This is a genomic window from Pseudoduganella rivuli (genome assembly GCF_009674485.1).
GTDB classification, from domain to species: Bacteria; Pseudomonadota; Gammaproteobacteria; order Burkholderiales; family Burkholderiaceae_D; genus Rugamonas; species Rugamonas rivuli_B.
On sequence record NZ_WKJJ01000037.1, the window covers coordinates 1 to 24,689 of the forward strand.

At 62.5% G+C, this 24,689-nt stretch carries 20 protein-coding genes and 1 pseudogene; 6 read left to right on the forward strand and 15 right to left on the reverse strand.

The annotated features are described in order from the left end of the window. Window positions 1-2,065: RHS repeat-associated core domain-containing protein (locus GJ700_RS33435; protein ID WP_154382319.1), on the forward strand; the 2,065-nt coding region annotated here is incomplete at its 5' end. Beyond that, window positions 2,043-2,420: a DUF1493 family protein gene (locus GJ700_RS35105; protein ID WP_195764095.1), complete on the forward strand. Its 378-nt coding sequence runs from the start codon at window positions 2,043-2,045 to the stop codon at window positions 2,418-2,420. The genes GJ700_RS33435 and GJ700_RS35105, both read left to right, overlap by 23 nt. Window positions 2,421-2,468: 48 nt before the next feature. On the opposite strand, the pseudogene GJ700_RS33445 reads toward GJ700_RS35105, so the two are convergent. The 10 genes and pseudogenes from GJ700_RS33445 to GJ700_RS33490 form a co-directional block, all read right to left on the reverse strand. After that, window positions 2,469-2,792 (reverse strand): annotated as a pseudogene (locus GJ700_RS33445) (IS3 family transposase); the annotation flags it as partial. A 243-nt stretch (window positions 2,793-3,035) separates the two neighbouring features. After that, window positions 3,036-3,824, reverse strand: coding sequence for a 3-oxoadipate enol-lactonase (gene pcaD / locus GJ700_RS33450; protein ID WP_154382323.1), 789 nt, complete (start codon window positions 3,822-3,824; stop codon window positions 3,036-3,038). An 11-nt stretch (window positions 3,825-3,835) separates the two neighbouring features. Next, window positions 3,836-5,011, reverse strand: a complete 1,176-nt coding sequence (locus tag GJ700_RS33455) for a benzoate/H(+) symporter BenE family transporter (protein ID WP_154382389.1) — start codon at window positions 5,009-5,011, stop codon at window positions 3,836-3,838. Further along, window positions 5,011-5,787 (reverse strand): benzoate diol dehydrogenase BenD, encoded by a 777-nt coding sequence (gene benD, locus GJ700_RS33460; RefSeq protein ID WP_154382325.1) that lies wholly within the window; start codon window positions 5,785-5,787, stop codon window positions 5,011-5,013. Before benD ends, GJ700_RS33455 begins: the two co-directional genes overlap by 1 nt. Then, window positions 5,784-6,827, reverse strand: a complete 1,044-nt coding sequence (benC, locus tag GJ700_RS33465; protein WP_154382327.1) for a benzoate 1,2-dioxygenase electron transfer component BenC — start codon at window positions 6,825-6,827, stop codon at window positions 5,784-5,786. The genes benD and benC overlap by 4 nt, the downstream gene beginning before the upstream one ends. Window positions 6,828-6,837: 10 nt before the next feature. Beyond that, the gene (gene benB / locus GJ700_RS33470; protein WP_154382328.1) at window positions 6,838-7,329 is read right to left on the reverse strand and encodes a benzoate 1,2-dioxygenase small subunit; all 492 of its coding nucleotides are present in this window, start codon (window positions 7,327-7,329) and stop codon (window positions 6,838-6,840) included. After that, window positions 7,326-8,708, reverse strand: coding sequence for a benzoate 1,2-dioxygenase large subunit (gene benA / locus GJ700_RS33475; RefSeq protein ID WP_154382331.1), 1,383 nt, complete (start codon window positions 8,706-8,708; stop codon window positions 7,326-7,328). Before benA ends, benB begins: the two co-directional genes overlap by 4 nt. Window positions 8,709-8,719: 11 nt before the next feature. Further along, entirely contained in the window at window positions 8,720-9,640 is a 921-nt protein-coding gene (gene catA / locus GJ700_RS33480) for a catechol 1,2-dioxygenase (protein ID WP_154382332.1), read from the reverse strand. Between the two features lie 34 nt (window positions 9,641-9,674). Next, entirely contained in the window at window positions 9,675-9,965 is a 291-nt protein-coding gene (gene catC / locus GJ700_RS33485; protein WP_154382334.1) for a muconolactone Delta-isomerase, read from the reverse strand. A 14-nt stretch (window positions 9,966-9,979) separates the two neighbouring features. Beyond that, window positions 9,980-11,089 (reverse strand): muconate/chloromuconate family cycloisomerase, encoded by a 1,110-nt coding sequence (locus GJ700_RS33490; RefSeq protein WP_154382336.1) that lies wholly within the window; start codon window positions 11,087-11,089, stop codon window positions 9,980-9,982. 167 nt (window positions 11,090-11,256) lie between these two features. Between GJ700_RS33490 and GJ700_RS33495 the strand changes: the two genes are divergently transcribed. Further along, on the forward strand, window positions 11,257-12,171 hold the full coding sequence (locus GJ700_RS33495) for a LysR family transcriptional regulator (protein ID WP_154382338.1): 915 nt from the start codon (window positions 11,257-11,259) through the stop codon (window positions 12,169-12,171). Between the two features lie 106 nt (window positions 12,172-12,277). Here the strand turns inward: GJ700_RS33495 and GJ700_RS33500 are convergent, their stop codons facing one another. The 4 genes from GJ700_RS33500 to GJ700_RS33515 all read right to left on the reverse strand — a co-directional run bounded on the left by GJ700_RS33500 (window position 12,278) and on the right by GJ700_RS33515 (window position 19,818). Next, complete coding sequence (locus tag GJ700_RS33500) at window positions 12,278-14,407, reverse strand: C1 family peptidase (RefSeq protein ID WP_154382340.1); 2,130 nt, start codon at window positions 14,405-14,407, stop codon at window positions 12,278-12,280. A gap of 122 nt (window positions 14,408-14,529) precedes the next feature. Beyond that, entirely contained in the window at window positions 14,530-16,860 is a 2,331-nt protein-coding gene (locus tag GJ700_RS33505; protein WP_154382342.1) for a tetratricopeptide repeat protein, read from the reverse strand. A gap of 20 nt (window positions 16,861-16,880) precedes the next feature. Next, the gene (locus GJ700_RS33510; RefSeq protein WP_154382344.1) at window positions 16,881-18,605 is read right to left on the reverse strand and encodes a molecular chaperone HscC; all 1,725 of its coding nucleotides are present in this window, start codon (window positions 18,603-18,605) and stop codon (window positions 16,881-16,883) included. A 61-nt stretch (window positions 18,606-18,666) separates the two neighbouring features. After that, window positions 18,667-19,818, reverse strand: a complete 1,152-nt coding sequence (locus tag GJ700_RS33515) for a GNAT family N-acetyltransferase (protein WP_154382346.1) — start codon at window positions 19,816-19,818, stop codon at window positions 18,667-18,669. Window positions 19,819-19,889: 71 nt separating this feature from the next. Between GJ700_RS33515 and GJ700_RS33520 the strand changes: the two genes are divergently transcribed. Together GJ700_RS33520 and GJ700_RS33525 are read left to right on the forward strand one after the other, a co-directional pair. After that, the gene (locus GJ700_RS33520) at window positions 19,890-21,947 is read left to right on the forward strand and encodes an NAD(+) synthase (RefSeq protein ID WP_154382348.1); all 2,058 of its coding nucleotides are present in this window, start codon (window positions 19,890-19,892) and stop codon (window positions 21,945-21,947) included. A 17-nt stretch (window positions 21,948-21,964) separates the two neighbouring features. Beyond that, window positions 21,965-22,303 carry a P-II family nitrogen regulator gene (locus tag GJ700_RS33525; protein WP_154382350.1) on the forward strand — a complete coding sequence of 113 codons (339 nt, stop codon included), beginning with the start codon at window positions 21,965-21,967 and terminating at the stop codon, window positions 22,301-22,303. A gap of 6 nt (window positions 22,304-22,309) precedes the next feature. Here the strand turns inward: GJ700_RS33525 and GJ700_RS33530 are convergent, their stop codons facing one another. After that, a complete protein-coding gene (locus GJ700_RS33530; protein ID WP_154382352.1) occupies window positions 22,310-22,939 on the reverse strand; it encodes a trimeric intracellular cation channel family protein in 630 nt (209 codons plus the stop codon). 135 nt (window positions 22,940-23,074) lie between these two features. Between GJ700_RS33530 and GJ700_RS33535 the strand changes: the two genes are divergently transcribed. Next, window positions 23,075-24,688, forward strand: coding sequence for a DUF4139 domain-containing protein (locus GJ700_RS33535; RefSeq protein ID WP_154382354.1), 1,614 nt, complete (start codon window positions 23,075-23,077; stop codon window positions 24,686-24,688). Window position 24,689: the final 1 nt, after the last annotated feature.

Below are 24,689 nucleotides of genomic sequence, written 5' to 3' on the forward strand. Positions count from 1 at the left end.
GCAACTGCAGCAATTGCAACCGCCGCCGGTGACCGGCGCCGCGCGCCCGGCCATCAATTACACCTACGACGCACTGGACCAGCTCAGCACGGTGCGCGACCCGCGCAACCTGACGACGACGTATACCAGCGATGGCCTGGGGAACCGGACGGGGCTGGCCAGCCCGGATACCGGGAGCACGGCGCGCACCTTTGACCTTGCCGGCAACGTGCTGACCAGTACCGATGCGCGCGGCAAGGTGACCACCTATACCTACGATGCGCTGAACCGGGTCACCAGCATCAGCTACGGTGGCGGCACCCCGACTGTCCTGGAATATGGCGGCGGACCATCCGGCGCACCCAATGCGATTGGCCGCCTGACGAAAATGACGGACGAATCCGGCCAGACGGCGTACGCCTACGACCAGGCGGGGCGGCTACTGAGCAAAGTGCAAACCATCACACATGCGGTGGGGACGGTCAATCGCACGGTCGGCTATGCCTATGACGGCAACGGCCGGCTTGCCAGCCTGACGTATCCAAGCGGTAACCGTATCGACTATGGGTACGATGCGAACGGACGCGCCAACAAGCTCACATTGCACCCGTCCGATGCAAATGGCGGCACGGATGCGGCGACGTCCATCGTGTTGTTGGATCAGATCACGTATGCGCCGTTCGGCGGCGTGCAAAGCTGGATCTGGGGTAACAGCACCGAGGCAGTACCCAACCTGTATGCGCGGACGTTTGACCTGGACGGGCGGCTGGTCACTTACCCATTGGGGACCGTGATGCGAACGGTCACCTACGATGCTGCCAGCAGGATCACGGCGATGACCCATACAGGGACCGCCAATGCGGCCAGCTACAACCAGGCTTTTACGTACGATGGCTTGGGCCGGTTGCTGACGTACACCGGCAACACCGGCACGCAAAGTTATGCCTATGACGCCACGGGGAATCGCATTCCGCTCAAAATCGGCGCCAGCACCTACAGCAACATTATCGCTTCCGCCAGCAATCGCCTGAACAGCACCAGCGGGCCGCTGCCAGCAAAAAGCAACACGTTTGATGCGGCTGGCAACCTCACTGGCGATGGCACGGTCAGCTACACCTACGGTGAACGCGGCCGGATTAAGACCAGCGTGAATGCCGGGGTGGCCACCAGCTACCTGTATAACGGCATTGGCCAGCGGACCAGAAAGGCCGGGGTGACGATACCGACCGGTGCCACCGCGTACGTGTACGACGAACAGGGGCATCTGCTGGGGGAATATGATGCTGCTGGAGCGGTGCTGCAGGAAACGGTGTTCCTGGAAGACATGCCGGTTGGCGTGTTGAAGCAGGCCGCCAGTGGAACACCGATGGTGGTGACGACGTCGGTGGGCTACATTTATTCCGATCACATCAACACGCCACGGGTGGTCACGGAAGACGCCAGTAATAGCGTTGTGTGGAATTGGGTGGACGCTGATCCGTTCGGCATGGCGCAGCCAGTTGAAAACGCTGGCGGGGCGGTTTTTAGTTACAACGTGCGGTTCCCGGGGCAGTTGTATGACAAGGAAACAAACCTTCACTACAACTACTATCGGGACTACGATCCGCAGACCGGGCGGTATGTGCAGTCGGACCCCATTGGGCTGAACGGTGGCGTCAACACTTACGGATACGTTGAAGGAAATCCACTCAGCAAGGTCGATCCCACCGGCGAGGTCGCGTTTGCCCCCATCCTGATAGGGATCGGTGCGGGGCTGGCTCTCGATTACGCTTTGAGTGAGTGGAAAAGAAAGAATTGCACTTGCAAAGATTCCGGGACTCCAGCTGGCCCCGCAGGCAATGCCGGAGTGGGGGCGGCAGATGGGATTTTCGGTGCGCATGATGTCAAGCCACGAGGAGGGATTGCTGGCGGTGGGCCAGCTGGTCGTGGCACGTCGATTTTTAGTGGGCTTAATCATGCGGCTGCAAGGAGCGGAAAATACTCTATCGCTACCAGAAACGCTCTTACAAGCATTGCGCGAAAAATACCATACGTTGGTACGGCGATTGTTGGATATGAGGTTTATGATGCTCTCTCATGTGACTAATCAGTCAGTTTTGCCTGATATCTTAAAAGTATGGTTGAGGAAATGCGGCCTTTCAAACCGACTGCTCAACCAGTGTCAATTGCAAACAAGGCTGTATCACGATCTTGGTCTGTACGGCGACATTGCAGAGACGTACATGGATGAGTTGGCGGAATCGCACGGCGTGGATCTTTCGGATTTTGTTTTTGAGCGCTATTTCCCGAGCGAATTTCCCGGTAATACATGGGTTGCGCGATTCTTGGTATCGCATATGCCATTCGGGAGGTGGTTTTACGAGAGAGATCGTATGTATGCCGCCCTTACACTTGAAATGGTTTTGAATTCGATGATTTCCAAGAAATTTCAAGAGAGTTGATGGGGCTTTTGTTAGCGGGGAAATCGTGTCTGAATCGCCACGGATTTTCTAGACACCCTTGAGCCTCTGAAAATACCGCTTCTCGTACTCAACTGGAGAAAGCCGCTCATTACCTCCATGACGGCGCTTCGGATTGTAGAACATCTCAATGTAATCGAAGATATCCTGCCGGGCGTCTTCCCTTGTTGCGTAGGTTTTGCGCTTGATCCGCTCCCGCTTCAATAGCTGGAAAAAGCTCTCTGCAACGGCGTTGTCGTGGCAGTTACCACGCCGGCTCATACTTGCTTCCAGATTGTGCTCCTTCAGGAAGTCGCGCCAGTCGTAGCTACTGAACTGACTTCCCTGATCTGAATGCACCATCACTGTGTTTTCAAGCAATGGCCATCACTCTGCGCTGTAAGTGATTAAAGGGCACCGTGCGTGACAATCTTGGTATTGCCAAGTTTTCGGTCTGGTGTTGTTCCCGCGTAGGATAGGCCCCGCCCGGGAAATGTAAATACAAGCCGGGCGTATACCAACTTGTCGGCGGTGCCGATGGTTCTTAATTAAAAAAACACCCGCAACCCACTGCTCCGCGCGAGAAGGGCGCGGTGCATTGATTTGAATGTTAAAACCTTAAAGCTTCCTTTGAGTGAGGAATTTACGCAGGACGGCAGAAAAGCTTGCCGGATCTTCCACATTCGAGATATGCGACGCTTCCAGCACCGCCAGTTGAGACTGGCCGATCGCGCTGCAGAGCGCTTCGCCATCGGCCACGGTCGTCACAGGATCGTGGCGGCCCGCGATCACCAGCGTCGGTGCGGCAATGCGGGTGGTGTCGCCGCGCAGGTCCGCCACCGCTAGCGCTTCGCAGCAGGCGGCGTAGCCTTCCGCATCCTGCCGGCGCAACTTGTCCGCCATGCGGGCCGCGATTGCCGCATTGGCGGCGGCCCAACCCGCGGTGAACCAGCGCGATGCCGACGATTCGGCAATGGCGTCCAGCCCGCCGCTGCGCACGGACGCCGCCCGGTCCATCCATCCGTCGCGCGTGCCGACTCTGGCCGCCGTATTGGCCAGCACTAGTTTCAGCACCCGGTGCGGCGCGTGCACGGCCAGCCATTGCGCCGTCACGCCGCCCATCGACAAGCCGCAGACATGGGCTCGCTCGATGTCCAGGTGATCGAGCAGCGCCAGCGCGTCGCCGCCCAGTTGCGCCACCGTGTACGGTCCCGGCGGCGACGACGAGCGGCCGTGGCCGCGCGTGTCGTAGCGCACCACGAAATAGGCCGATGCCAGCGCATCGGTTTGCGCATCCCACATCGACAAGTCCGTTCCCAGCGAATTCGACAACAGCAAACAAGGCCGGCGGCGGTCGCCGGCGGTTTCAAAATGGATGGCGACGCCATCCAGGTGTACGACAGGCATAGTTCTCCCCTTTATGCAGGCTTGCGGGCACAGGTCAGCACCAGGTGGGCGCCCATGCCGAACACAATGCCCCAGAACGCCGCACCCAGGCCCAGGAATCCCATGCCCGATGCGGTGGCGATAAATGTGATGACGGACGCTTCGCGGTGCTTGTCATCCGCGACGGCGCCCGCCAGGTTGGTGCCGATGGCGCCCAGCAGCGCCAGGCCCGCCAGTACGGCCACCAGTTCGCGCGGCAGCGCGGCAAACAGGGCGACGATGGTCCCGGCCAGCATGCCGCCGATGACGTAGAACAGGCCGTTGGCCAGCCCCGCCACATAGCGTTTTTCCGGATCTTCATGGGCATCCTTGCCGGTGCACAGCGCCGCCGTGATCGACGCAATGGCGATCGTGATGCCGCCAAACCATGCCACGGCCAATGACGCCAGCCCCGTCGCACCCATGACGATGCGCGCGCCGGGCTGGTAACCCGACAGTTTTAAAATCGCCAGCCCCGGCAGGAATTGCCCGGACAGGCTGACCAGCAGCAATGGCAAGGCAAAGCCGATGGCGGCGCGCCAGCTCCACGCCGGCATCATCCATTGCGGCTGCGCGGCCACCACCCGCACACTGGATACATCGGCCTGGCCGGACAGGAACGCCACCAGCGCGCCGGCCAAGAGCACCAGCATCACCGCATGGCGCGGCGCGAAGCGCTTGCCCAGCAGGTAAGCGGCCAGCATGGCCAGCGCCAGCAGCGGTTGCGACGCGGTGGCGCGGAATGCATTGGCGCCGAACTGGAACAGGATGCCCGCCATCATGCCGGCCGCAACGCCGGGCGGGATATGCCGCATCAGGCGGTCGAATGCGCCGGACCAGCCGATCAGCACCACCGCCACACCGGCCAGCAGGTAGGCGCCGATGGCTTCCGCCACCGGCATGCCGGGAAACAGCGTCACCAGCAGCGCGGTGCCGGGTGCGGACCAGGCGGTAATGATCGGCATTTTCAGGTGCCAGCTGAGCCAGATGCCGGACAGGCCCGCCCCCAGTGAAATGGCCCAGATCCACGACGACATCACGGCGTCGGACACGCCCGCCGCATGGCCCGCCTGAAGGAAAATCACCAGCGGCCCGGAATACGAAATCACGACCGCCAGAAAGCCCGCCAGCATGGCGGGCAGCGACAGGTCGCGCCGTAATGTGGCCATCATCCCTGATCGCCGCCACCCACGGGCAGCACCGTGCCCGTGATATAGCTGGCTTCCGGCGACGCGAGGAACAGGATCGCGCGCACTTGTTCGTCGATGGTGCCGTAGCGGTGCATCAGGCTGCTGTCCCTGGTCTGGTCGACGATGGCCTGGTACCACAGCTGTTCCTGTTCCGACAGCGGCTTCGGGTTGCGCGGCACCTTGCGCGGCGGGGCTTCCGTGCCGCCCGTCGCCACCGCATTGATGCGGATGCCGGATTGCGCGGTTTCCATCGCCAGGCTGGCCGTCAACGCATTGACGCCACCCTTGGCCGCCGAATACGGAATGCGGTAGATGCCGCGCGTGGCAATCGACGAGACATTGACGATGGCGCCCTTGTTTTGCGCCAGCATGTGGGGCAGCGCCGCATGGCAGCACCACAGCGTGGGGAACAGCGAACGGCGGATTTCCGCTTCGACCTGTTCCGGCGCGTATTCCTGGTAAGGCTGGACCCAGATCGTGCCGCCCACATTGTTGACCAGGATGTCGATGCGGCCAAACGCTTCCACCGCCGCCGCCATCAAGTCCGCCGCGCCCTGGTGCGTTTCCAGGTCGGCCTGCACGGCAATCGCCAGCGCGCCCGACGCCTGGACTTCGGCCAGCACTTCGTGCACGAGGGGAGAGCGGTCGCACAGCACCAGTTGCGCGCCTTCGCCGGCCGCCGCCAGCGCGACGCCACGGCCTATGCCTTGCGCGGCACCCGTCACCACCATTACCTGTCCATTGAAGCGGCTCATGGCTGGCCTCCTGCGACGCCGGTTGCGGTATTGCTTGCCGAAAATTTCTCGTAGTAGAAATTGGCCGGCTGCACGCCGATGGTCGTGAACCAGTTGCGTACCGCGTCCACCATGGGCACGGGACCGCACAAGTATACATCGGCATCGCCATTGTTGAGCCAGCCCGGTTCCACGTGTGCGGTGGCATAGCCCTTGCGGTCGTGTGCGCTGTCCGGATCGGCCACGCAGGTGACATAGGAAAACTGCGGGTGGGCGGCGGCGATGCGTTCCAGCTGGTCCAGCGCCACCAGGTCGCCATCGCGCGTGACGGCAAACACCAGGCGCACCGGCTGCGTGAAGCCTTTGTCGGCCAGCACGTCCAGCATCGACAGGAATGGCGCGATGCCCGTGCCGCCCGCCAGCATCAGCACGGGGCGCAGTACCGGCCGCAAATAGAAGCTGCCGAACGGGCCGGCGAACGAAATGGGCTGCCCCGCCTGCGCTTCGCCGGACAGGTAGCGGCTCATCAAGCCGTCCGGCACATTGCGCACGACAAAGGCCGCATGCGCGGCCCCCGGCGCGGAACTGAACGAGTACGACCGGGTCTGTGTGGAGCCCGGCACCTGGACATTGATGTACTGTCCCGGCAGGAAATCCAGTCCGGTCGGATTGTCCAGCGTGATGGCAAAACGGATCGTGGATGCCGACACGTGATCGACGGATGCGATCACGCCAGGATGGCTGGACGCGCCGGTCTTGCAGGCGGCCGACGTGGCGGGGATATTCACCACGCAGTTGGACGTGGGGCGCATCTGGCATGCCAGCACCTTGCGCTGCGCCGCTTCTTCCTGCGTCAAGGCATCGTCGATGTAGCTGGAAGCCGGCATGTCGTAGCTGCCCGATTCGCAATGGCCACGGCACGTGCCGCATGCGCCGTCGCGGCAATCGAGCGGGATATTGACCTTCTGGCGATAGGCCGCGTCGGACAGCTTTTCATTGGGGTTGCAGCTGATGAAGCGGGTGACGCCGTCTTCGAACTGCAGGGCGATGGTATGGCTCATGGTACGCCTCTCAAATGTGATACACGTCGATGACCTGATTGATGTAGTCGTTCTTCAGCACGACGTACTTGTTCAGGATCTTCGGACTGTCGCCGGCAAAGTCGATCACATAGCGCGACATGCCGAAATAGCTGTAGTCCTGCTTGTAGCGGTGGCTCAGCGTATGCCAGTTGAAGCGCACAGTGACGACCGTGCCTTCCTGCCGCGCTACTTCCACGTTGGCGATGTTGTGGCTGGTGCGCGTATCGGGCATCGTGGCCGACGAGCGCTCGGTCTTGATGCGGAACACGCGGTCTTCCAGTCCCTGGCGGGTCGGATAGAAGATCAGCGAAATTTCGCGCTGCGGGTCCGTCACCAGCCGGTCGTCGTCGTCCCACGACGGCATCCAGAATTGCGCATCGTCGTGGTAGCACGCCAGCCAGTCGTCCCACTGCTCGTCGTCCAGCAGGCGCGCTTCCCTGTACAGGAAGGCGGTGATGGTGTTGAAGTCAACCGCGCTCATGCCTGCTCTCCCTCGGCGGCCAGCGCCTTCTTCATGACTTCCAGCCAGTAGCGGTGCTGCACCGTGTACAAGCCTTCATCTTCGGTGCGCACGCCGCTCATCACGGGTTGCAGTCCCAGTTCCCTGGCCGCGTCGTCGGCGCCCTCGATCCAGTGGGTGGAACCACGGCACATGTCGTTCCATTCCATGGCGCTGCCGGCATAGCCCTGCTGGCAGGCGCGGAATTCTTCCAGGTCGTCCGGCGTGGCCATGCCGGACACGTTGAAGAAATCCTCGTATTGGCGGATGCGGCGTGCGCGCGCCTCGTCGGACTCGCCTTTCGGCGCGATGCAGTAAATCGTCACTTCGGTCTTGTTGACGGCGATCGGGCGCAGCAGCCGGATTTGCGATCCGAACTGGTCCATCAGGTAGACGTTCGGATACAGGCACAGGTTGCGCGAACGCTCGACCATCCAGTCCGCCGCCGGCTTGCCGAATTTGTCGGCGTACTCGGCGTGGCGGGCGAAATTGGGACGGTCTTCCGGGTTGGCCCACTTGGTCCACAGCAGGATGTGGCCCTGTTCGAACGCATAGAAACCGCCGCCCTGTTTGCCCCACTTGCCCGCATCCATGGCGCGGATCTTGTCTTCGCGCATATTCTCCGCGTCCGCCGCCTGTTCCTTGCGGCGGTTGGTGGTGGCCGCGTAATTCCAGTGCACGGCCGACACGTGGTAGCCATCGGCGCCATTCTCGGCCTGCAGCTTCCAGTTGCCTTCGAAGGTATAGGTCGACGAACCGCGCAGCACTTCCAGTCCGTCCGGCGACTGGTTGACGATCATGTCGATGATCTTGCCCGCTTCGCCGAGGAATTCCGCCAGCGGCGCCACGTCCGGATTCAAGCTGCCGAACAGGAAACCCTTGTAATTCTCGAAGCGCGCCACGCGTTTTAAATCGTGCGAGCCTTCCTTGTTGAAGCAGTCCGGATAACCCGCGTCTTCCGGGTCTTTCACCTTCAGCAGCTTGCCGTTGTTGTTGAACGTCCAGCCATGGAACGGGCACGTATACGTTGCCTTGTTGCCCCGCTTGTGGCGGCACAGTTGCGCACCACGGTGGCTGCACGCGTTGATGAAGGCATTCAGCTCGCCGTTGCGGTTGCGCGCGATGAACACGGGCTGGCGGCCGATGTGCGTCGTGTAGTAATCGTTGTTGTTCGGGATCTGGCTTTCGTGGGCCAGGTAAATCCAGTTGCCCTCGAAAATGTGCTTCATTTCCAGTTCGAACAGCGCTTCATCCGTGAAGGCGCTGCGGTGCAGGCGGTAGTCGCCTTTTTCCTTGTCCTCGACGAGGTAGGCATCGAGCGGCTTGGCGCCTTCGGGACGCGCGGGCATGATGGGGATCATGGTGTTGCTCCTCAGGCGGCGGCGCGGATACGGTCCACTTCGACGGCCGGTGCGCGCCGGGTTTCGCTGTACAGGCGGAAATCGAAGTCGATGCTGGCGTACGGCTCGGTCAAGCCTTTGGCGGCAATGGCGGCGGCGTCCGTGACCTTGGTGATGGCCGGCACCAGGCCGTCGCGGCTGGCGAAGGCGAAGTCGTCCCACAGGTATTCATCGCCATCGATGTTGATCTGCGTGGTCAGCTTGCGCAAGCCTTCGGCGCTGACGAAGAAGTGGATGTGGGCGGGGCGCTGGCCGTGGCGGCCCAGCTTGTCCAGCAGGCGCTGCGTGCTACCGTTCGGCGGGCAACCGTAGCCTTTCGGCACGATGCTGCGGAACTGGTAGCGGCCTTGCTCGTCCGTGATGATGGTGCGGCGCAGGTTGAAGTGCGACTGGGTCTGGTCGAAGAATGAATAGTTGCCCTTCAGGTTGGCGTGCCACACTTCGACTTTGGTGTTCGGCAGCGGCTTGCCCTGGTCGTCATACACGGTGCCTTGCATGAACAGCACTTCGGCATCGGCGCTCTCGGTGCCGTCATCCAGCCGTGCAAAGCCCTTGCTTTCCGGCGCGCCGGCCACGTATAGCGGGCCTTCGATGGTGCGCGGCGTGCCGCCGGACAGGCCGGCGCGGCTTTCCGCCTCGTCGGCGCGGATGTCGAGGAAGCGTTCCAGGCCCAGGCCCGGGGCCAGCAGGCCCAGTTCATTGGCGGCGCCGGCGGCCGACAGGTATTCCAGGCCTTTCCAGAATTCGCTGGGCTGGATATCCAGGTCTTCGATGGCCTTGCACAGGTCACTCACCAGGCGCAGCACCACTTGCTGCACGCGCGCGTCGGCAGGACGGGTGGCGCTGTCTACGATCCAGGATTTCACCAGGCGGTCGATATCGTTATGAGTCATGTCAGTCTCCTTGTTGGGTGGTGTGTGAGCGGGGTTATTGGTCGTTGCCGCGGATCGACGACGGGTGGCGCAGCAGCGGCGTGACCTGGATTTGCATGTAGGGGAACAGCGGCAGGCCGGTCAGCAGCGTGTGCAGTTCTTCCACGCTGTCGACGTCGAACACGCTGACGTTGGCGTACTGGCCGGCGATGCGCCAGATATGGCGCCATTTGCCGCTGTCCTGCAATTGCTGCGAATAGGCTTTTTCCCTGGCCTTGACTGCCTCCGCGTCGGCGGCGGGCAGGGTGGCGGGGATGTTGACATCCATACGAACGTGGAACAGCATGGCGATCTCCTTGTTTATTGGCGGCGCAGGCGGCCGAGTTTTTCCATGTCGACGGTGACGCCCAGGCCGTGGCCACCTGGCACTTGCAGCATGAAGTCCTGGTAGACCAGCGGTTCCTGCAAGACTTCTTCCGTCAGCAGCAGGGGGCCGAACAGTTCCGTGCCAAAGGCCAGTTCAGGGAAAGTGGCGAACAGGTGGCTGGACGCGGCGGTGCCGATGCCGCCTTCCAGCATGGTGCCGCCATACAGCGCGACGCCGGACAGTTGCGCCACGGTGGCCACTTGCGCGGCCGGGGTCAGGCCGGCCGATTGCGTGATCTTCACGGCGAACACGTCGGCCGCGCCGGCCGTGGCATAGCGGTAGGCGTCGAGCGGGCCTTGCAGCGCTTCGTCGGCCATGATGGGTACCGTAAAGTGGCGGGCCAGGCGCGCCATGCCGGCCTGGTTGTGGGCGGCGATCGGCTGTTCGATCAAGTCCACGCCGCCATCCTGCAAGGCGGCAATCGCTTCCATGGCCTGCAGTTCGGTCCACGCCTGGTTGACGTCGACCCGCACGCTGGCCTTGTTGCCCAGCGCCTGCTTGATGGCCAGCACGTGGGCCACGTCGTCGTGCACGGCGCGGGCGCCGATCTTCAGCTTGAAGATGCGGTGGCGGCGCAGTTCCAGCATCAGTTCCGCTTCGGCGATGTCCTTCGTGGTGTCGCCGCTGGCCAGGGTCCAGGCCACCGGCAATGCATTGCGCACGCGCCCGCCCAGCAGTTCGCTCAACGGGATCCCCAGGCGGCGCGCCTGCGCATCGAGCAGCGCGGTCTCGATCGCGCACTTGGCAAAACGGTTGCCCTGGATCGCCTTGCGCACCACGGCCATGGCGGCCGCCACGCGGGTGGCGTCCTTGCCGATCAACAGCGGGGCGATGTGGGTATCGATGTTGGCCTTGATGCTTTCCGGGCTCTCTTCGCCGTAATTCAGGCCGCCGATGGTGGTGGCTTCGCCCCAGCCCTCGACGCCGTCGCCGCAACGCACCCGCACCAGCACCAGGGTCTGCGTGCGCATGGTGGTCACGGAGAGCTGGTGGGGGCGGATGGTCGGCACATCCGCCAGGATGGTTTCTATGCTGTGGATCATATCTTTTCCGTATGGTCGGTTTCAGTCAATCGGATGTAAGCACGATATACCCCGCGATTACTTGCGTCTAAGACTGATTTGGTAGCGACCCGATACCTAAAAGGTATTATTGGCGGAAGGCGCGAAAGGCTTACTATTGCTTTACTGAATACTATTGAGGGACGACCATGGAAATCCGGCATTTGCGCTACTTCCTCGCCGTGGCGGAAGAGCGCAACTTCACGCGCGCGGCCCAGCGCCTGTTCATTGCGCAGCCGCCGCTGAGCCGGCAGATCCAGCAACTGGAAGAAGAACTGGGCGTGGAATTGTTCGAAAAGGGTTCGCGGCCGCTGCGCCTGACGGAAGCTGGCGAGTTTTTCCAGGCCCACGCCAAAGTGCTGCTGGATAAGGTGAATGACTTGAAGACCATGACGCAGCGCGTCGGCAAGATCGAGCGCACGCTGTCGATCGGCTTTGTCGCATCCACGCTGTACGGGCTGTTGCCGGAAATCGTGCGCCGCTACCGCGCGGAAAACCAGCAGGTGGAAGTCACGTTCCATGAAATGACGACGATGGAACAGATGCGCGCCTTGAAGGAGGGCAGCATCGACGTGGGCTTTGGCCGGGTCAAGGCGGAAGATCCGTCGATACGCCGCATCCTGCTGCGCGAAGAACGGCTGATCGTGGCGCTGCCGTTCGGCCATCCGCTGGCGCTGTTGGAGCGGCCGTTAAAACTCAAGGAGCTGGTCGACGAAACCTTGATCGTCTATCCGAAAGCGCCGCGCCCCAGCTTCGCGGACCAGGTGCTGGCCGCCTTCAGCGACCGCGCGCTGCATCCGGACAAGGTGATGGAAGTGCGCGAACTGCAAATCGCCATCGGCATGGTCGCGGCGGGGCAGGGGGTCTCGGTGGTGCCGGACAGTTTGCAGGGGATGAAGCGGTCGGACGTGCAATACCGCACGCTGGACGACCAGCACGCGGTGTCGCCGATCTTGTTCAGCATACGATTGATGGACCGGTCGGAAGAGTTGCGCAACATGCTGAAGGTGATTTATGACGTCTATGATGCGAGGGGCATCCCGCATGTAAAAGAGGAATTGTAGAGACGAGGTCAACTCCGTAGGGCGGTTTCCGCGTCGCGGAAGCCGCCATGCATGCAGCCCGGCGCAGCAGTAATTCGCGGCGACGCACGCATGGTCCCGGGGCGGATCAGAACGATGACAGGTCGATGGCCGGCTGTGGCAACCGGTCCGCGCCCAGGATGCGCAGCAACGTGGCGCTGACGATCGCCGCCGAGTTGTCGAACGCCCCATGCGTGGACTTGACGGACTTGCCGCCCGCCGTGCTGCTGGTCCGCACGTCCGGCTCTTTCAGGATGTGCAACCCCGAACCGGCCGGCAAGCCGTCGCCGCCCGTGATGGCTTGCGGGATTTGCGGGCTGTCGTGCCAGAAGAATTTCTGCCAGGCCCGCACATCCCTCACCGTCTGCTGGTGCCAGAATTCGCTGTTGGCGCGGCTGCCGTCATACACGCTGGCCAGACCCAGGACCGGCGTCTTGTGCAAATCCTCCAGTGAACGGCTGACGAGGTATAGCAGCGATTTATGGTACGGCCCCACCGCGTCGTCCAGTTCCAGCGGGTCGGACAGGGCATGGATGTCGAACGCGGCGCGTGGCAACACACCGTGGTCGATGGCTTTCACATAGTGTTCCAGCGCGAACCCCACTGTGCAGGCCGGGGCGAACAAGGTGCAACTGGCGGCCGACTGTTTCTGTTTGCCGGTCCTGAACGCCGTCAGCAGGCGGCCCGCGATCAGCGAGCCGGCCGAATGGCCGATCATGTGCACTTGCACGTCGCTGCCCACCTGCGCGCGCAGCGCAGCCAGCTTGTCGGCCAGCACCGTGATGCCGGTGCCCAGGCCATCGGCGCTGGCCTGCACATTCTGTTTCATCTCGCTCCACATGCTGCGCACCAGCACTTCCCGCGCCAGCACTTCGATGCCCCGGTCGCGCGCATCGTCGAACCAGTCGCCCAGTCCCCGCGCCGGCTGGGTGCCGAACAATTCATGCGCCTTGTCCGCCAGCATGTCCGTGATGACGTCCAGCCAGCCGCTCTTCCACGTGACGAAGATGGGATAGACGTCATTGTCGAGGAACCACGGCGCCATGGTCTGGATGCGTGCAATCGACGACGCTTCGCTGCCCAGGCCACCATGGAAATACAGCGCCACCTTGCGGGCATGGGCCGGTTGCTGCAGTAGCCACGCGGCGGGTTTTTCCACGACGACCACGTCCGCATTGCGGTCCGCGTTCGGCAAGTGCGGCATGCGGTTCAACAGCACGCCGTTGTTTCCCGTAACCAGCGTGTGCAGGTAAGCATCTTCCTTGCTGAACGTGGCGCGCGGGCTTTGCATTTCGGCCGTGGACACCACGCCCATGGGACGGGCCTGGTTCGGCGGGCAGGCCAGCGCCCCGACGTGCACGGTCGACGACGCACCCTTCGCCAGGGGCACACCCAGGCCCATCACCCACGCATCGGTGCCGTTGGCCACCCAGTCCTGGTACGTCAGCACCGCAAAGCCGCCCGCGCCCCAGCTTTTGCCCCAGGAATTCTGCACGATGAAGCCGTACTCGTTATAGCCGACCAGCGCGAAGGCGTGGCCGCCGAGGATATCCGGCTGTTCCGGGTTAAACGCAATGCGGGGCAACTGGTCGTGGCTTTCCAGCGGCACGCCGTTGCGGTTCAGGCTCTTGCCGGTCCAGCCGCCATGAACCTTGGCGGACACGTAAATGGCGCCGGTCTGGCAGATGGCGGATTGCAGATCCACCACGGATTGTTTTTCAATGCGGTAGTACACGCCCAGCGGGCGCCGGATGGCGTCCTGCGCCCACTCGTCGCCGTCCGGCCCCAGCGATTTGTCATGCCACAGCGTTTCCGCGCACACGCCATGTTTTTGCCAGCCTTTCAGCGCGCCACGGCAGCTGGATCCCTCGTAATTCTCGTCCGGCCACTCATCGTAATAGCGCGCCAGCGTGTACAGCATGCGCGGGCTGACCCGGTCCTTCTTTTTCATCGTCATGCCGGACTGCCGCCACAGCAGGTAATTGACCGCCGCCGCCAGACCGAATCCGGTGCACGCGCCTTCCTGGCCCTGGTCCAGGATCAGGCCCGCTTCCGTGTAGTCGGGCAGGTAGTCATGCAATTGCGTATCGGTGGGTACGCGGTGCGGCAAGTTGCCCATCGGCGCCCGGTAGGGCAGGTCGCGCAAATCGATACGGTCGGGACGGGCATCCAGGGCGATCAGCTTGCCGCCCTGGAGGGTGGCGGTGGTGGCGGGCATGGCGCGTCTCCTTGTGATTGAGCCTGCGCAAGGTTCGCCCGCCGTAGTGGTGTTGTCTATTTAATATTGTTAATGAAAATAGCTCAGCAGGTCGAAAATAATAATGATGGCTTGCCGGCCGCTTATTTAATTCCGAAACTGGCAAACTCCAATGCCACAGTGGCGTCGATGGCATTGGCGGCGTCGATATCCGCCTTGGCATCCTGCTGCATCCCCAAACGGCGTTTGACGATGCCTCGGCCATACAGTGAGGCGGGGAATTTCTGGCGCTGCGCCAGTGCGGCGTCGTAGGCGGCCAGGGCCTCGTCATAGCGCTGCAGGCGCAACAGCACGAAACCTTTGCTGTCAAGCGTATAGGCTGCGGTTGGTTGCTTTTCCAGTGCTGCTGAACAGGTGTCCAAAGCCGTTTGCAGCAGGAAATTCCGGCTTCCCAGGAACCAGCATATGTTATTCAATTCGGTAGGTGTGCCGGCGGCGTTACGGGCGTTGGCGACTTCCCGCTCCGCCGCAGCCGCGTTGCCCTGCCTGAAGTATCCGTAAGCGCGCTCCGTCAGCAGCGGGACCTGGCGCGGGCTGCCGGCCGGTTCACTGGCCAACAGGGCGGTATAAGCATCGATTGCTGCGCTGAAATTTCCGGCGTCGCGTTCAATGTCGGCGCGCATTTTCTGGGCTTTATAGTCCTTGGGACTGATCGCCAGCGCGGCATCGACTGCCGTGCGGCGGCCTTTCACATCCGTCACGGGCAACAGCTCGGCATAACGCAGGTGGCTGTCGAGGCTGGGGGCCGCCACGGCGCCACGTTTGAGTATGGCCAGCGCTTGCTGTTTCTTTTCCAGCAGCAGATAAATTTGCGCAGCGGCGATGTAGGAGCCTGGCTCTGCGCTGTCGGCCGTGATCAGTGCTTCGGCCTGTTCCGCCGCCTTGCCGGTGTCGCCTGCCGATTTGTACAGGCGGGCAGCGACAAGGTAGGCAAAGTTATTGCCTTTGGGGCGTTTGCTGATGGACTCCGTTACGTCGGCAAGGGCTGCCTTGAATTGTCCGCCCTGTTCATAGGCCAGTGCGCGCTGCGTGTAAAAAAATGCCGCATCGGGGACAAGCTGAATTGCCCGCGTAAAATCAGCCAGCGCATCCTCATGCCGCTTTTCTTTCAGCGCAATCATGCCACGCGCGGCCAGCATGGGCAGGCTGGACCGGTCAAGCGAGGCAGCTTTTTCCACGTCGCGTTTGGCCAGTTCATACTCCTCTTCAAAATAGTAAGCCTGGGCACGGGTTCCATAGGCATTCGCCGCATCCGGGGCGGCCTCTATCACTTTGGTGTAGCTGGCAATAGCGCCGGAATAGTCGCGGCTGTCGAATTGCTGGTTGCCGCGCTCAAATAGTTCCTTGGCGCTGGCACTTAACTGAACGGCGGGCGGCCTGCCGCTGCTATAGGTGCCGTTGTCCTTGTTTGAATTGATCGTGCAACGGGCCAGCCCCATGATGACCAGGAAGATCAGCCACCCCCAGTTGAAGCCGCTGCTCTTCTGCTGTTCGTAGGGGACTTCGGCCTCCTTACGCCAGCCTGTAAAGGTCAGCGTGCGCCGCCATGCCGGTATCTGGCCGGCACGTTCGCGCCAGTCGACGATGCGGGGCACGCTGGCGACAAGTGCCAGCCACTCCGGGAAACGGGAAATCAAGGTTTCCAGCGTGCGTGCATACAACACCAGTTCGCGGGTGCTGGGTTCCTCGGGCAAACGCAAGCGCTGAATCAGTTGCCGCTGCCGTATGCGTTCCTCGGACGACTGCAGGTCGTACATCGCGCGCTGGTTGATCGCCTGATCGAGCATCGCCCCCGCATAGCCAAGGCTGGTGATACGCCGCCGGTCATTCTCCCAATCGAATACGGTTGTCGCAGCCACCAGCAGGACTTCGTGCCCGGGTTGCCAGCCTGCCGCGAGCAGTTCCGCCACATGGCGTTCGAAGCGGTCGCGCGCACCGATGCTGATCAGGCGCTCATCGGCCAAGCTGTGACGCAGTTCGCGCTCCCATGGTGCGTCGTCCGTCATGGGTAGCTCAGTCACCAGGCGGCGACTGCGCTCCAGGAACTCGGCGAACACTTCCCCAGCCGATGCCTCGTCACCGGCAACGAACGATTCCTGGACTGGGTGGGGAATGGCGGCAGGTTCGTATGCGCTGGACGCTGGCGACGGTTGCAGCGTCTCTGCCAGGGCCTCGCCATCGATGGCGTGCGCCGGTTGGGCGACCGGGGCAGCCTCTTCGCCATTGAATTCATCGGCGCGGTAGCGCGACCAGTACAATGCCTCGTCGTAAGCCTCGCGCAAGGACTGGAACCCGGCCGGATCGGCCTCCTGGTCAATCAGCTTCAGTTCGCGTGCGTAGGCGCGGCGGATAGCCCGCTCGTCGGCGTCTGCGGAAATGCCAAGGCGCTGCAAGTAGGCGGGGAACGTCGTCATGATGGGGCTTTGCTCTCGGCTTATTGCGCCGAGTCGTTGTTCAGGGTGGTAAAGCTGTCGTGTTCGGCATCATTCAGCACGGTTTCGAACTGTTTGCGCACGGGTTCGATGCGGCGTTTGTCTTGCGTCTCCAGCACTTGTTCGAAAGCCAGGATCTGGACACTGAGCCATTCACGCTGAGGCCCCTTGAATTGCTGATACAGGCGCTCGGCACGGGCCAGCAGCGTACGGTGCTCCAGGCGGTCGCGCGGATGGATTTTCAGCTCCGATAGTTCGATGAAGCGCGCGGCGATTTCCGCTTCGCTCAGCAAGCCCGGGTTGCCTTCAATGACGATGGTATGTTTGGCCGATGTCTTGACAACAGTCGCGTCAACTTGCAGCAGGCCATTGATGTCGTAAGTGAAGCGGATGTCGACGCCGCTTTCTTCACGCTCCAATTGCGGTAGGGTAATTTTCAGGTTGCCCAAGTGGATGTTGTCCTGGCACATGCGTGCCTCGCCCTGGAAAATATTGAGGTCGAGTTTCTTCTGGCGGTCGGTCATGGCAAAGTAGCGCTTGACGCGGCTGACCGGTACCGGGGTGTTGCGTTCAATGACGGGATCGAAATGGCCGTGCGAGTACGTGCCATCGCCCAGTTCCATGGAAATTGCGATGCCCAGCGAGTAGGGCGCCACGTCGGTCATCACCACTTCATTGAGCGCCGCGTCGCGCATTTTCAATCCGGCCTGGACCGCGGCGCCAAGCGCCACCACCTCGTCCGGATTGATATCGCAGGCCGGGAATCGTCCAAACATGCGCGCCGCCAGGCGGCGCACCATCGGCATGCGGGTCGCTCCGCCTGCCAGCACCACGTTATCCAGTTCGGTGGTGCGCAAGTTGGCGTCGCGCAGCGCGCGTTCAACCGGCGCGCGCAGGCGCTGCAGCAAGCCTTCGCATATGCGCTCCATATCCGCTTCACCGATATCCAGCGTGTATTCATTGCTGCTGTGCGTGACGCGCATGGATGCCGTGGTTGCCTCGCTGAGCGCGCGTTTGGCGGATTCCGCTTGCGCATACAGGCGTTGCATGAAATGGTGGTCGTTCTTCAGGGCGGGCGGAATTTTGTTTTGTTCGAAGAAATGGTTCACCAGGCAGCGCATGAAGTCCTCGCCGCCCAGCATATTGTCGCCGGCCGAAGCACGCACTTCCATCACGCCCTCGAACAGGTCCAGCACGGAGACGTCGAAAGTGCCGCCGCCCAGATCGAAAACCAGGAAGCGGGTTTCCGCGTCGCGCAGGTGGATGCCGTACGCCAGTGCCGCCGCGGTCGGTTCGTTCAGCAGGCGGTCGACGCGCAAGCCAGCCAACTGGCCGGCGGCGCGGGTCGCCTTGCGCTGGGCGTCAGAAAAATAGGCGGGTACGGTGATGATTGCCTCGGTAATGGGGATGCCGAGCGCCGCTTCCGCATCTTCTTTCAGTGCGCGCAGTATCAGCGCGGATAATTCTTCCGGGCGGAATTCCTTGCTACCCAGCCGCAGGGTTTTGTCGCTGCCCATGTAGCGTTTGAAGACGGCGGCGGTGCGGTCGGGGTGGGTCTGCAGTCGCTCGCGCGCAGCGCGGCCTACGAGAACGCTGCCGTCTTCGTCAATGCTGACGCAAGAGGGCGTCAATACATCGCCGAGGCTGTTGGGAATAAGCCGGGCGGCGCCATTTTCCCATACCGCAATCAAGCTGTTGGTGGTACCCAGGTCTATTGCGGCAATCATTGTAGTTCCATTTAGGCAAAACAAGAATCTTACCAGAAACACAATTCTCTGCCAGTATTCTTCAGCGAAACGGATTGCGCTCGTTGAGTTCGCTGATGTAATTGTCGATGCCGCCTCGCTCACGCTCCAGGAACCGCTCCACCGCATCGGCAAACGATGGATGCGCCAGCCAGTGCGCCGACCACGTCTGCTGCGGCAAAAAGCCGCGCGCCATCTTGTGCTCGCCCTGCGCGCCGCCTTCAAACGTGCCGAGTCCCTGCTCGATGCAGAATTCCAGCGGCTGGTAATACGCCACTTCGAAATGCAGGCACGGCACATGTTCGATGGCGCCCCAGTAGCGGCCATACAACGTGTCTTTCGTATGCAAGACCAGCGACGATGCGATGGGGCGGCCACTACGCTCGGCCACCGTCAGCATGATGTTGCCGGGCATGGCCGCACCGATATCGAGGAAAAACGCAAGGTTCAAATAGGGCGACGAGCGGTGTTCGGCATAGGTGGTTTCGTAGCAGCGGTGGAAAAAGCGCCAGTCCGCTTCCGTCATGTCGATGCCGCGAATGCGCCGCAGCGTGACGCCGGCTTCCCGCACCTTGCGCCGTTCGGCGCGGATGTTCTTGCGCTTCTTGTGCTCCAGGGTGGCCGTGAAGTCGTCGAACGTTGCGTAGCCCTGGTTGATCCAGTGGAATTGCACGCCGCTGCGCAGCATGAATCCCGCCTCCTGCAACAGCTGTGCCTGCGCTTGTGGCGGATACAGCACGTGGGTGGACGACATGCCTGATGCCTGTTGCTGCTCCAGCAGGAACGCCACCAGCGCGGCGCGCGCCGCGCCATCGCGCGCCAGCAGGCGGCTGCCGGTGACGGGCGTGAACGGGATCGCCGACAGCAGCTTGGGGTAATATTCGATGCCGTTGCGGTGGTACGCCTCGGCCCACGCCCAGTCGAACACGTATTCGCCATACGAATGCGATTTCACGTACAGCGGCATGGCGGCGGCCAGCGTCGTCCCTTCTTCGCCATCCCACAGCGCCAGGTATTGCGGCTGCCAACCCGTCTCGGCACAGGCGCTGCCGGAAGCATGCAGCGCGTGCAGGAAGGCGTAGGACAGGAAGGGATTGGTTTCTCCCGACGCGTGCAGCAGCGTGGACCAGGCGGCTTCGCCGGCGTCGGCGAGGGAGGACAGGATGGCGGGGCGGTAAGTCGTCATGCGGGCCATTCTAGCAACTTTGCCCGGTGATTAAGGCTGAATGCTAAAATCGCCCACACTATCCGCAGAGTTGTTTCCCCATGTCACATTCATTCTTCAACCTGTATTCCCACGATTTCGCCCGCGTCGCGGTGGCCGTGCCGCGTTGCCGCGTCGCCGACCCTGCTTACAACGCACAGGAAACCATCCGGCTGGCGCGTGACGCGGCCGCCCAGGGCGCCGCGCTGGTCGCCTTCACGGAACTGGGCCTGTCCGCCTATACCTGCGACGATTTGTTCCACCAGCGCGCGTTGCTGGACGCCTGCCTGGCCGCATTGAACGACGTGGTCGAAGCATCGAAATCCATCGCGTCCGTGCTGGTGGTGGGGGCGCCGCTGCGGGTCGACCACCAATTGTTCAATTGCGCCGTGGTGCTGTCCGGCGGCCGTATCCACGGCGTGGTGCCGAAAACGTATTTGCCGAACTATGGCGAATTCTATGAAGCGCGCCAGTTCTCGGCGGCCGACGAAGCGCTGTCGCAGGACATCACCTTGCTGGGCCAGACCGTGCCGTTTGGCGCCGCGCAGCTGTTTGAAGTGGAAAATCTGCCGCTGCTGAAATTCCACGTCGAGATTTGCGAAGACGTGTGGGTGCCGATTCCGCCGTCATCGTTTGCCGCGCTGGCCGGCGCCACCGTGCTGGTGAATTTGTCCGCATCGAACGTCGTGATCGGCAAGGCCGACTACCGCCACCAACTGGTGGGCCAGCAATCGGCGCGCTGCCTGTCCGCTTACCTGTATTCGTCGGCGGGCCGGGGCGAATCCACCACGGACCTGGCATGGGATGGGCAGGCGCTGATTTATGAAAACGGCGAATTGCTGCGCGAAGCGGAGCGCTTCCAGGACGAGTCGCACGTGATTTACGGCGACGTGGACCTGGAGCGCCTGTCGCGCGAGCGCATGCGCCAGACCACGTTCGGCCAGTCGATGCGCCGCCACGCGCAGGAGCTGTCCAGGTTCCGCACCGCGCGCTTTGCGCTGGACTTGCCGCGCCACCAGGTGCTGCCGCTGGCGCGCAACGTGGCGCGCTTCCCGTATGTGCCATCGAACCCGGCCCTGCGCGACAAGCGCTGCAACGAGGTCTACAACATCCAGGTCCAGGCGCTGGTGCAGCGCCTGTCGTCGTCCGGCATCAGGAAAGTCGTGATCGGCGTGTCCGGCGGGCTCGATTCCACCCATGCGCTGCTGGTGTGCGCGAAAGCCATGGACCGTTTGAACCTGCCGCGCGCCAACATCATCGCCATCACGATGCCGGGCTTCGCCACCAGCACCCGCACGCTGGAACAGGCGCGCGCGCTGATGGCCTTTGTCGGCTGCACGGCGTCGGAAATCGATATCCGCCCGAGCTGCATCCAGATGATGAAGGATATCGGCCATCCGTATGCCGAAGGCGCCGAGCAATACGACATCACGTTTGAAAACGTGCAGGCCGGCGAGCGCACCAACCACCTGTTCCGCATCGCCAACCACGTCGGCGGCATCGTCATCGGCACCGGTGACCTGTCCGAACTGGCGCTGGGCTGGTGCACGTATGGCGTGGGCGACCATATGTCGCATTACAACGTCAACGCCAGCGTGCCGAAAACGCTGATTTCGCACCTGGTGCGCTGGGTGGCGGAGAGCAGGCAGTTCGGCGACGTGGATTCGGCCGTGCTGCTGGCGGTGGTGAACACGGAAATCAGCCCGGAACTGGTGCCGGGCAAATCGGACGATGGCGCCCCCGCGCAAATAACGGAAAGTGTCATCGGCCCATACGAATTGCAGGACTTCAACTTATACTACACGTTGCGTTTCGGCTTCGCGCCGTCCAAAGTCGCGTTCCTGTCCCATGCGGCGTGGAGCGACCGCGAGACCGGCCACTGGCCGAACGATGCGCACGTGGTGCGCAACCAGTATGCGATGAAGGAGATCAAGGCGAATCTCGCCATCTTCCTGCGCCGCTTCTTCCTGACCAGCCAGTTCAAGCGCACCTGCGTGCCGAACGGGCCGAAGGTGGGTTCGGGCGGCTCGCTGTCGCCGCGCGGCGACTGGCGCGCGCCCAGCGATTCGGAAGCGGTGGTGTGGATGAACGATTTAAAGAACGTGCCGGACGTGGCCTAACTTACAGGAGATATCTAATGAAACAAATTACCGCAGTCATCAAGCCATTCAAGCTGGACGAAGTGCGCGAAGCGCTGGCCGAAGTCAACGTCACCGGCCTGACCGTGACGGAAGTGAAAGGCTTTGGCCGCCAGAAGGGCCACACGGAACTGTACCGTGGCGCGGAATACGTGGTGGACTTCCTGCCGAAGGTGCGCGTGGAAGTGGTGGTCGATGACAGCGTGGCGGAACAGGTGGTGGACGCCATCATCAAGGCGGCGCGCACCGGCAAGATCGGCGACGGCAAGATCTTCGTGCAAAACGTCGAGCAGGTGATCCGTATCCGTACCGGCGAAACGGGTCCGGACGCCGTTTAAGTCCAGTTAGCGCGGGTGCGTCAGCTTGAGGTCGAACTTCCAGCTGACCAGGCGCATCAGCGTGATCAGCGCCGCGCTGGTCCACAGCGAAAAGTCTTCCGACGCGCCCGCGTACTGCAGGCCGATGTACACCCAGCAACCGAAGAACGCGCAAATCGCATACGGTTTGCCATCGCGGAACACCATCGGCACTTCGTTGCAGACGATATCGCGCAGCACGCCGCCGAAGATGCCGGTCACCACGCCCATCATGACGGCAATGAACAGCGGCATGCCCGCCGCCTGCGCCTGCGCCACGCTGGCCACGGCAAACAGGCCCAGGCCCACCGCGTCGGCGACGACGATCAGTCGTTCCGACACGATGTGGCGGATTTGCTTGAAGAACGGCGCCGCCAGCAGCGCCACCACGAACAGCAATATCGTGTATTCCTGGTGCTGAACCCAGAACAGCGGCCGTTTATCGAGCAGGATATCGCGCATGGTGCCGCCGCCGAACGCGGTGATGAAGGCGACAATGATGACGCCCACGATATCCATGCGCTTGCGGCGCGCTTCCACGAACCCGGAAAATGCCCCCACCAGTATCGCCCCGATTTCAATGATGGTGACCAGGTTGACGTGGGGGACGATCTTCATGTGTGGGTGGCGGTATGCAAGGTTGTATAGACTGACAGGTTAACATGGCCGGACGCGGCCCGGTAGGTGTGCGTACATTTGACAATACAGGAAATGTTCATCAACATGGGATTTTGATAATTTCCTGATATCAATATGAAATCCATTGCCGCTGCCGGTTCACCTTTGCTTTCCCTGTTGCTTGCCCAGAGTGCGCTGGCCGCGCCGGCGGATGCGCCGATTGCCGCCGTGACTGTCTATCCCGGCAGCGCCACGGTCGAACGCGTGGTGCAGGTCAAGCCCGGCATGACGGAAGTGGAAATCGCGGGTTTGCCCGCGAATTTCGACACACGCACTGTGCGCGTGCAGGCATCCAATGGTATCCAACTGGGCCGGATCGTCACGCGCGATACCAGCGCCGCCGAAGCGCCGGGCGTGCGCGAAGCGGAACTGGAACAGAAACTGCAGGCCATGCGCGATGCCCGCGACGTGCTGGAAGTCGAAGCGCAGGCCGCCAATGTGGTGCGCGCCTACCTGGAAAAACTGCCCGCCGCCGGCGAGCGCACGATGGGAACCGATGGCAAGGCCATTGCCGGCGCCATCGACGCGGTGCGCCACGGGGCGCGCGACACGTTCAGCCAGATCCAGCGCACGCAGGTGCAGGTGCGCGACATGGAGCGCAAGATCGCCGCGCTGCAAAAGGAACTGGACCGCGTGCGCAGCGGCGCGCGCGATCAGCGCAGCCTGACGATCGCTGTCGCGGCGCGGCAGGGTGGCGCCTTGCGGGTGGCGTACCAGGTCAACGGAGCGGGATGGAAGCCGGCTTACCGCGCCACCCTGGATACCACGACGTCGCGTATCGAACTGGAGCGGATGGCCGTGGTATCGCAAAAGACCGGCGAGGATTGGTCCGGCGTGGCGATGAAACTGTCCACCGGGCAGCCAAGGTTGTCGCCGCAGGCGCCGGAACCGCAGCCGCATTTGCTGGCATACCGGCCGCCTGCGCCGCCGGTTGATCATCGTGCATTGCTGCCGCCGTTGGCTGCACCGGCGCCTGCGCCCGCGCCGATGCCGCAACGCGTTTCCGTTGCTGGTTCGGCGCTGCGGTCCGCGGACGATATGTACATCCCGCCCATCGTGGAATCGCAAGGCAACTTCGATACCGAATTCGACGTGCCGGGCAAGGCCGATCTCGCGTCGGATGGCCGCGAAATCTCGCTGCCGCTGTCGCGCCTGACGTTGCCGGTGGCGCAGCGCATCCGCGTGGTGCCGAAAATGAATCAGGCCGCGTTCCTGATGGCGGAAGCGGAGCGCCCGTCCGGCGTGTGGCTGAGTGGCGACGTGCAACTGTTGCGCGACGGCGCTTATGTCGGTAACACGCAATGGAACAGCCGGGCGACGGAAAAACTGCAATGGTCGTTCGGCCGCGATGAACTGGTGCGCGTGACGGTGGACCGCGCCGGCCAGCAGACCGGCAGCGCGGGCTTCCTGTCGAACAAGGGCGAACGGGACGTGGCCGATGTCTACACCATTGCCAGTCACCATAAAACGCCGGTGGCGCTGGAAGTACTGGAACCGGCTCCGGTCAGCACATCCGATGAAATCAAGGTGGAAACCGTGTTCGAGCCGCAGCCGGTGGTGAGAGACTGGGAGCGCCGCCAGGGTGTGGCGGCGTGGGAAAAGACGCTGGCGCCCGGTGAGAGCCTGAAGATCAAGGTGCGCTACAACATCCGCTATCCGAAAGAGGGAACGGTAAGCGGACTGCCCTGAG

What these genes read in the sequence shown, in the direction of transcription:
- benB (WP_154382328.1), bottom strand. Translation starts at nt 7,329, where the DNA reads ATGAGCGCGGTTGACTTCAACACCATCACCGCCTTCCTGTACAGGGAA.
- benA (WP_154382331.1), bottom strand. Translation starts at nt 8,708, where the DNA reads ATGATCCCCATCATGCCCGCGCGTCCCGAAGGCGCCAAGCCGCTCGAT.
- catA (WP_154382332.1), bottom strand. Translation starts at nt 9,640, where the DNA reads ATGACTCATAACGATATCGACCGCCTGGTGAAATCCTGGATCGTAGAC.
- GJ700_RS33515 (WP_154382346.1), bottom strand. Translation starts at nt 19,818, where the DNA reads ATGGCCCGCATGACGACTTACCGCCCCGCCATCCTGTCCTCCCTCGCC.
- GJ700_RS35105 (WP_195764095.1), top strand. Translation starts at nt 2,043, where the DNA reads ATGATGCTCTCTCATGTGACTAATCAGTCAGTTTTGCCTGATATCTTA.
- GJ700_RS33505 (WP_154382342.1), bottom strand. Translation starts at nt 16,860, where the DNA reads ATGACGACGTTCCCCGCCTACTTGCAGCGCCTTGGCATTTCCGCAGAC.
- GJ700_RS33495 (WP_154382338.1), top strand. Translation starts at nt 11,257, where the DNA reads ATGGAAATCCGGCATTTGCGCTACTTCCTCGCCGTGGCGGAAGAGCGC.
- GJ700_RS33530 (WP_154382352.1), bottom strand. Translation starts at nt 22,939, where the DNA reads ATGAAGATCGTCCCCCACGTCAACCTGGTCACCATCATTGAAATCGGG.
- pcaD (WP_154382323.1), bottom strand. Translation starts at nt 3,824, where the DNA reads ATGCCTGTCGTACACCTGGATGGCGTCGCCATCCATTTTGAAACCGCC.
- GJ700_RS33500 (WP_154382340.1), bottom strand. Translation starts at nt 14,407, where the DNA reads ATGCCCGCCACCACCGCCACCCTCCAGGGCGGCAAGCTGATCGCCCTG.
- benD (WP_154382325.1), bottom strand. Translation starts at nt 5,787, where the DNA reads ATGAGCCGCTTCAATGGACAGGTAATGGTGGTGACGGGTGCCGCGCAA.
- catC (WP_154382334.1), bottom strand. Translation starts at nt 9,965, where the DNA reads ATGCTGTTCCACGTTCGTATGGATGTCAACATCCCCGCCACCCTGCCC.
- benC (WP_154382327.1), bottom strand. Translation starts at nt 6,827, where the DNA reads ATGAGCCATACCATCGCCCTGCAGTTCGAAGACGGCGTCACCCGCTTC.
- GJ700_RS33455 (WP_154382389.1), bottom strand. Translation starts at nt 5,011, where the DNA reads ATGGCCACATTACGGCGCGACCTGTCGCTGCCCGCCATGCTGGCGGGC.
- GJ700_RS33510 (WP_154382344.1), bottom strand. Translation starts at nt 18,605, where the DNA reads ATGATTGCCGCAATAGACCTGGGTACCACCAACAGCTTGATTGCGGTA.
- GJ700_RS33490 (WP_154382336.1), bottom strand. Translation starts at nt 11,089, where the DNA reads ATGATCCACAGCATAGAAACCATCCTGGCGGATGTGCCGACCATCCGC.
- GJ700_RS33520 (WP_154382348.1), top strand. Translation starts at nt 19,890, where the DNA reads ATGTCACATTCATTCTTCAACCTGTATTCCCACGATTTCGCCCGCGTC.
- GJ700_RS33535 (WP_154382354.1), top strand. Translation starts at nt 23,075, where the DNA reads ATGAAATCCATTGCCGCTGCCGGTTCACCTTTGCTTTCCCTGTTGCTT.
- GJ700_RS33525 (WP_154382350.1), top strand. Translation starts at nt 21,965, where the DNA reads ATGAAACAAATTACCGCAGTCATCAAGCCATTCAAGCTGGACGAAGTG.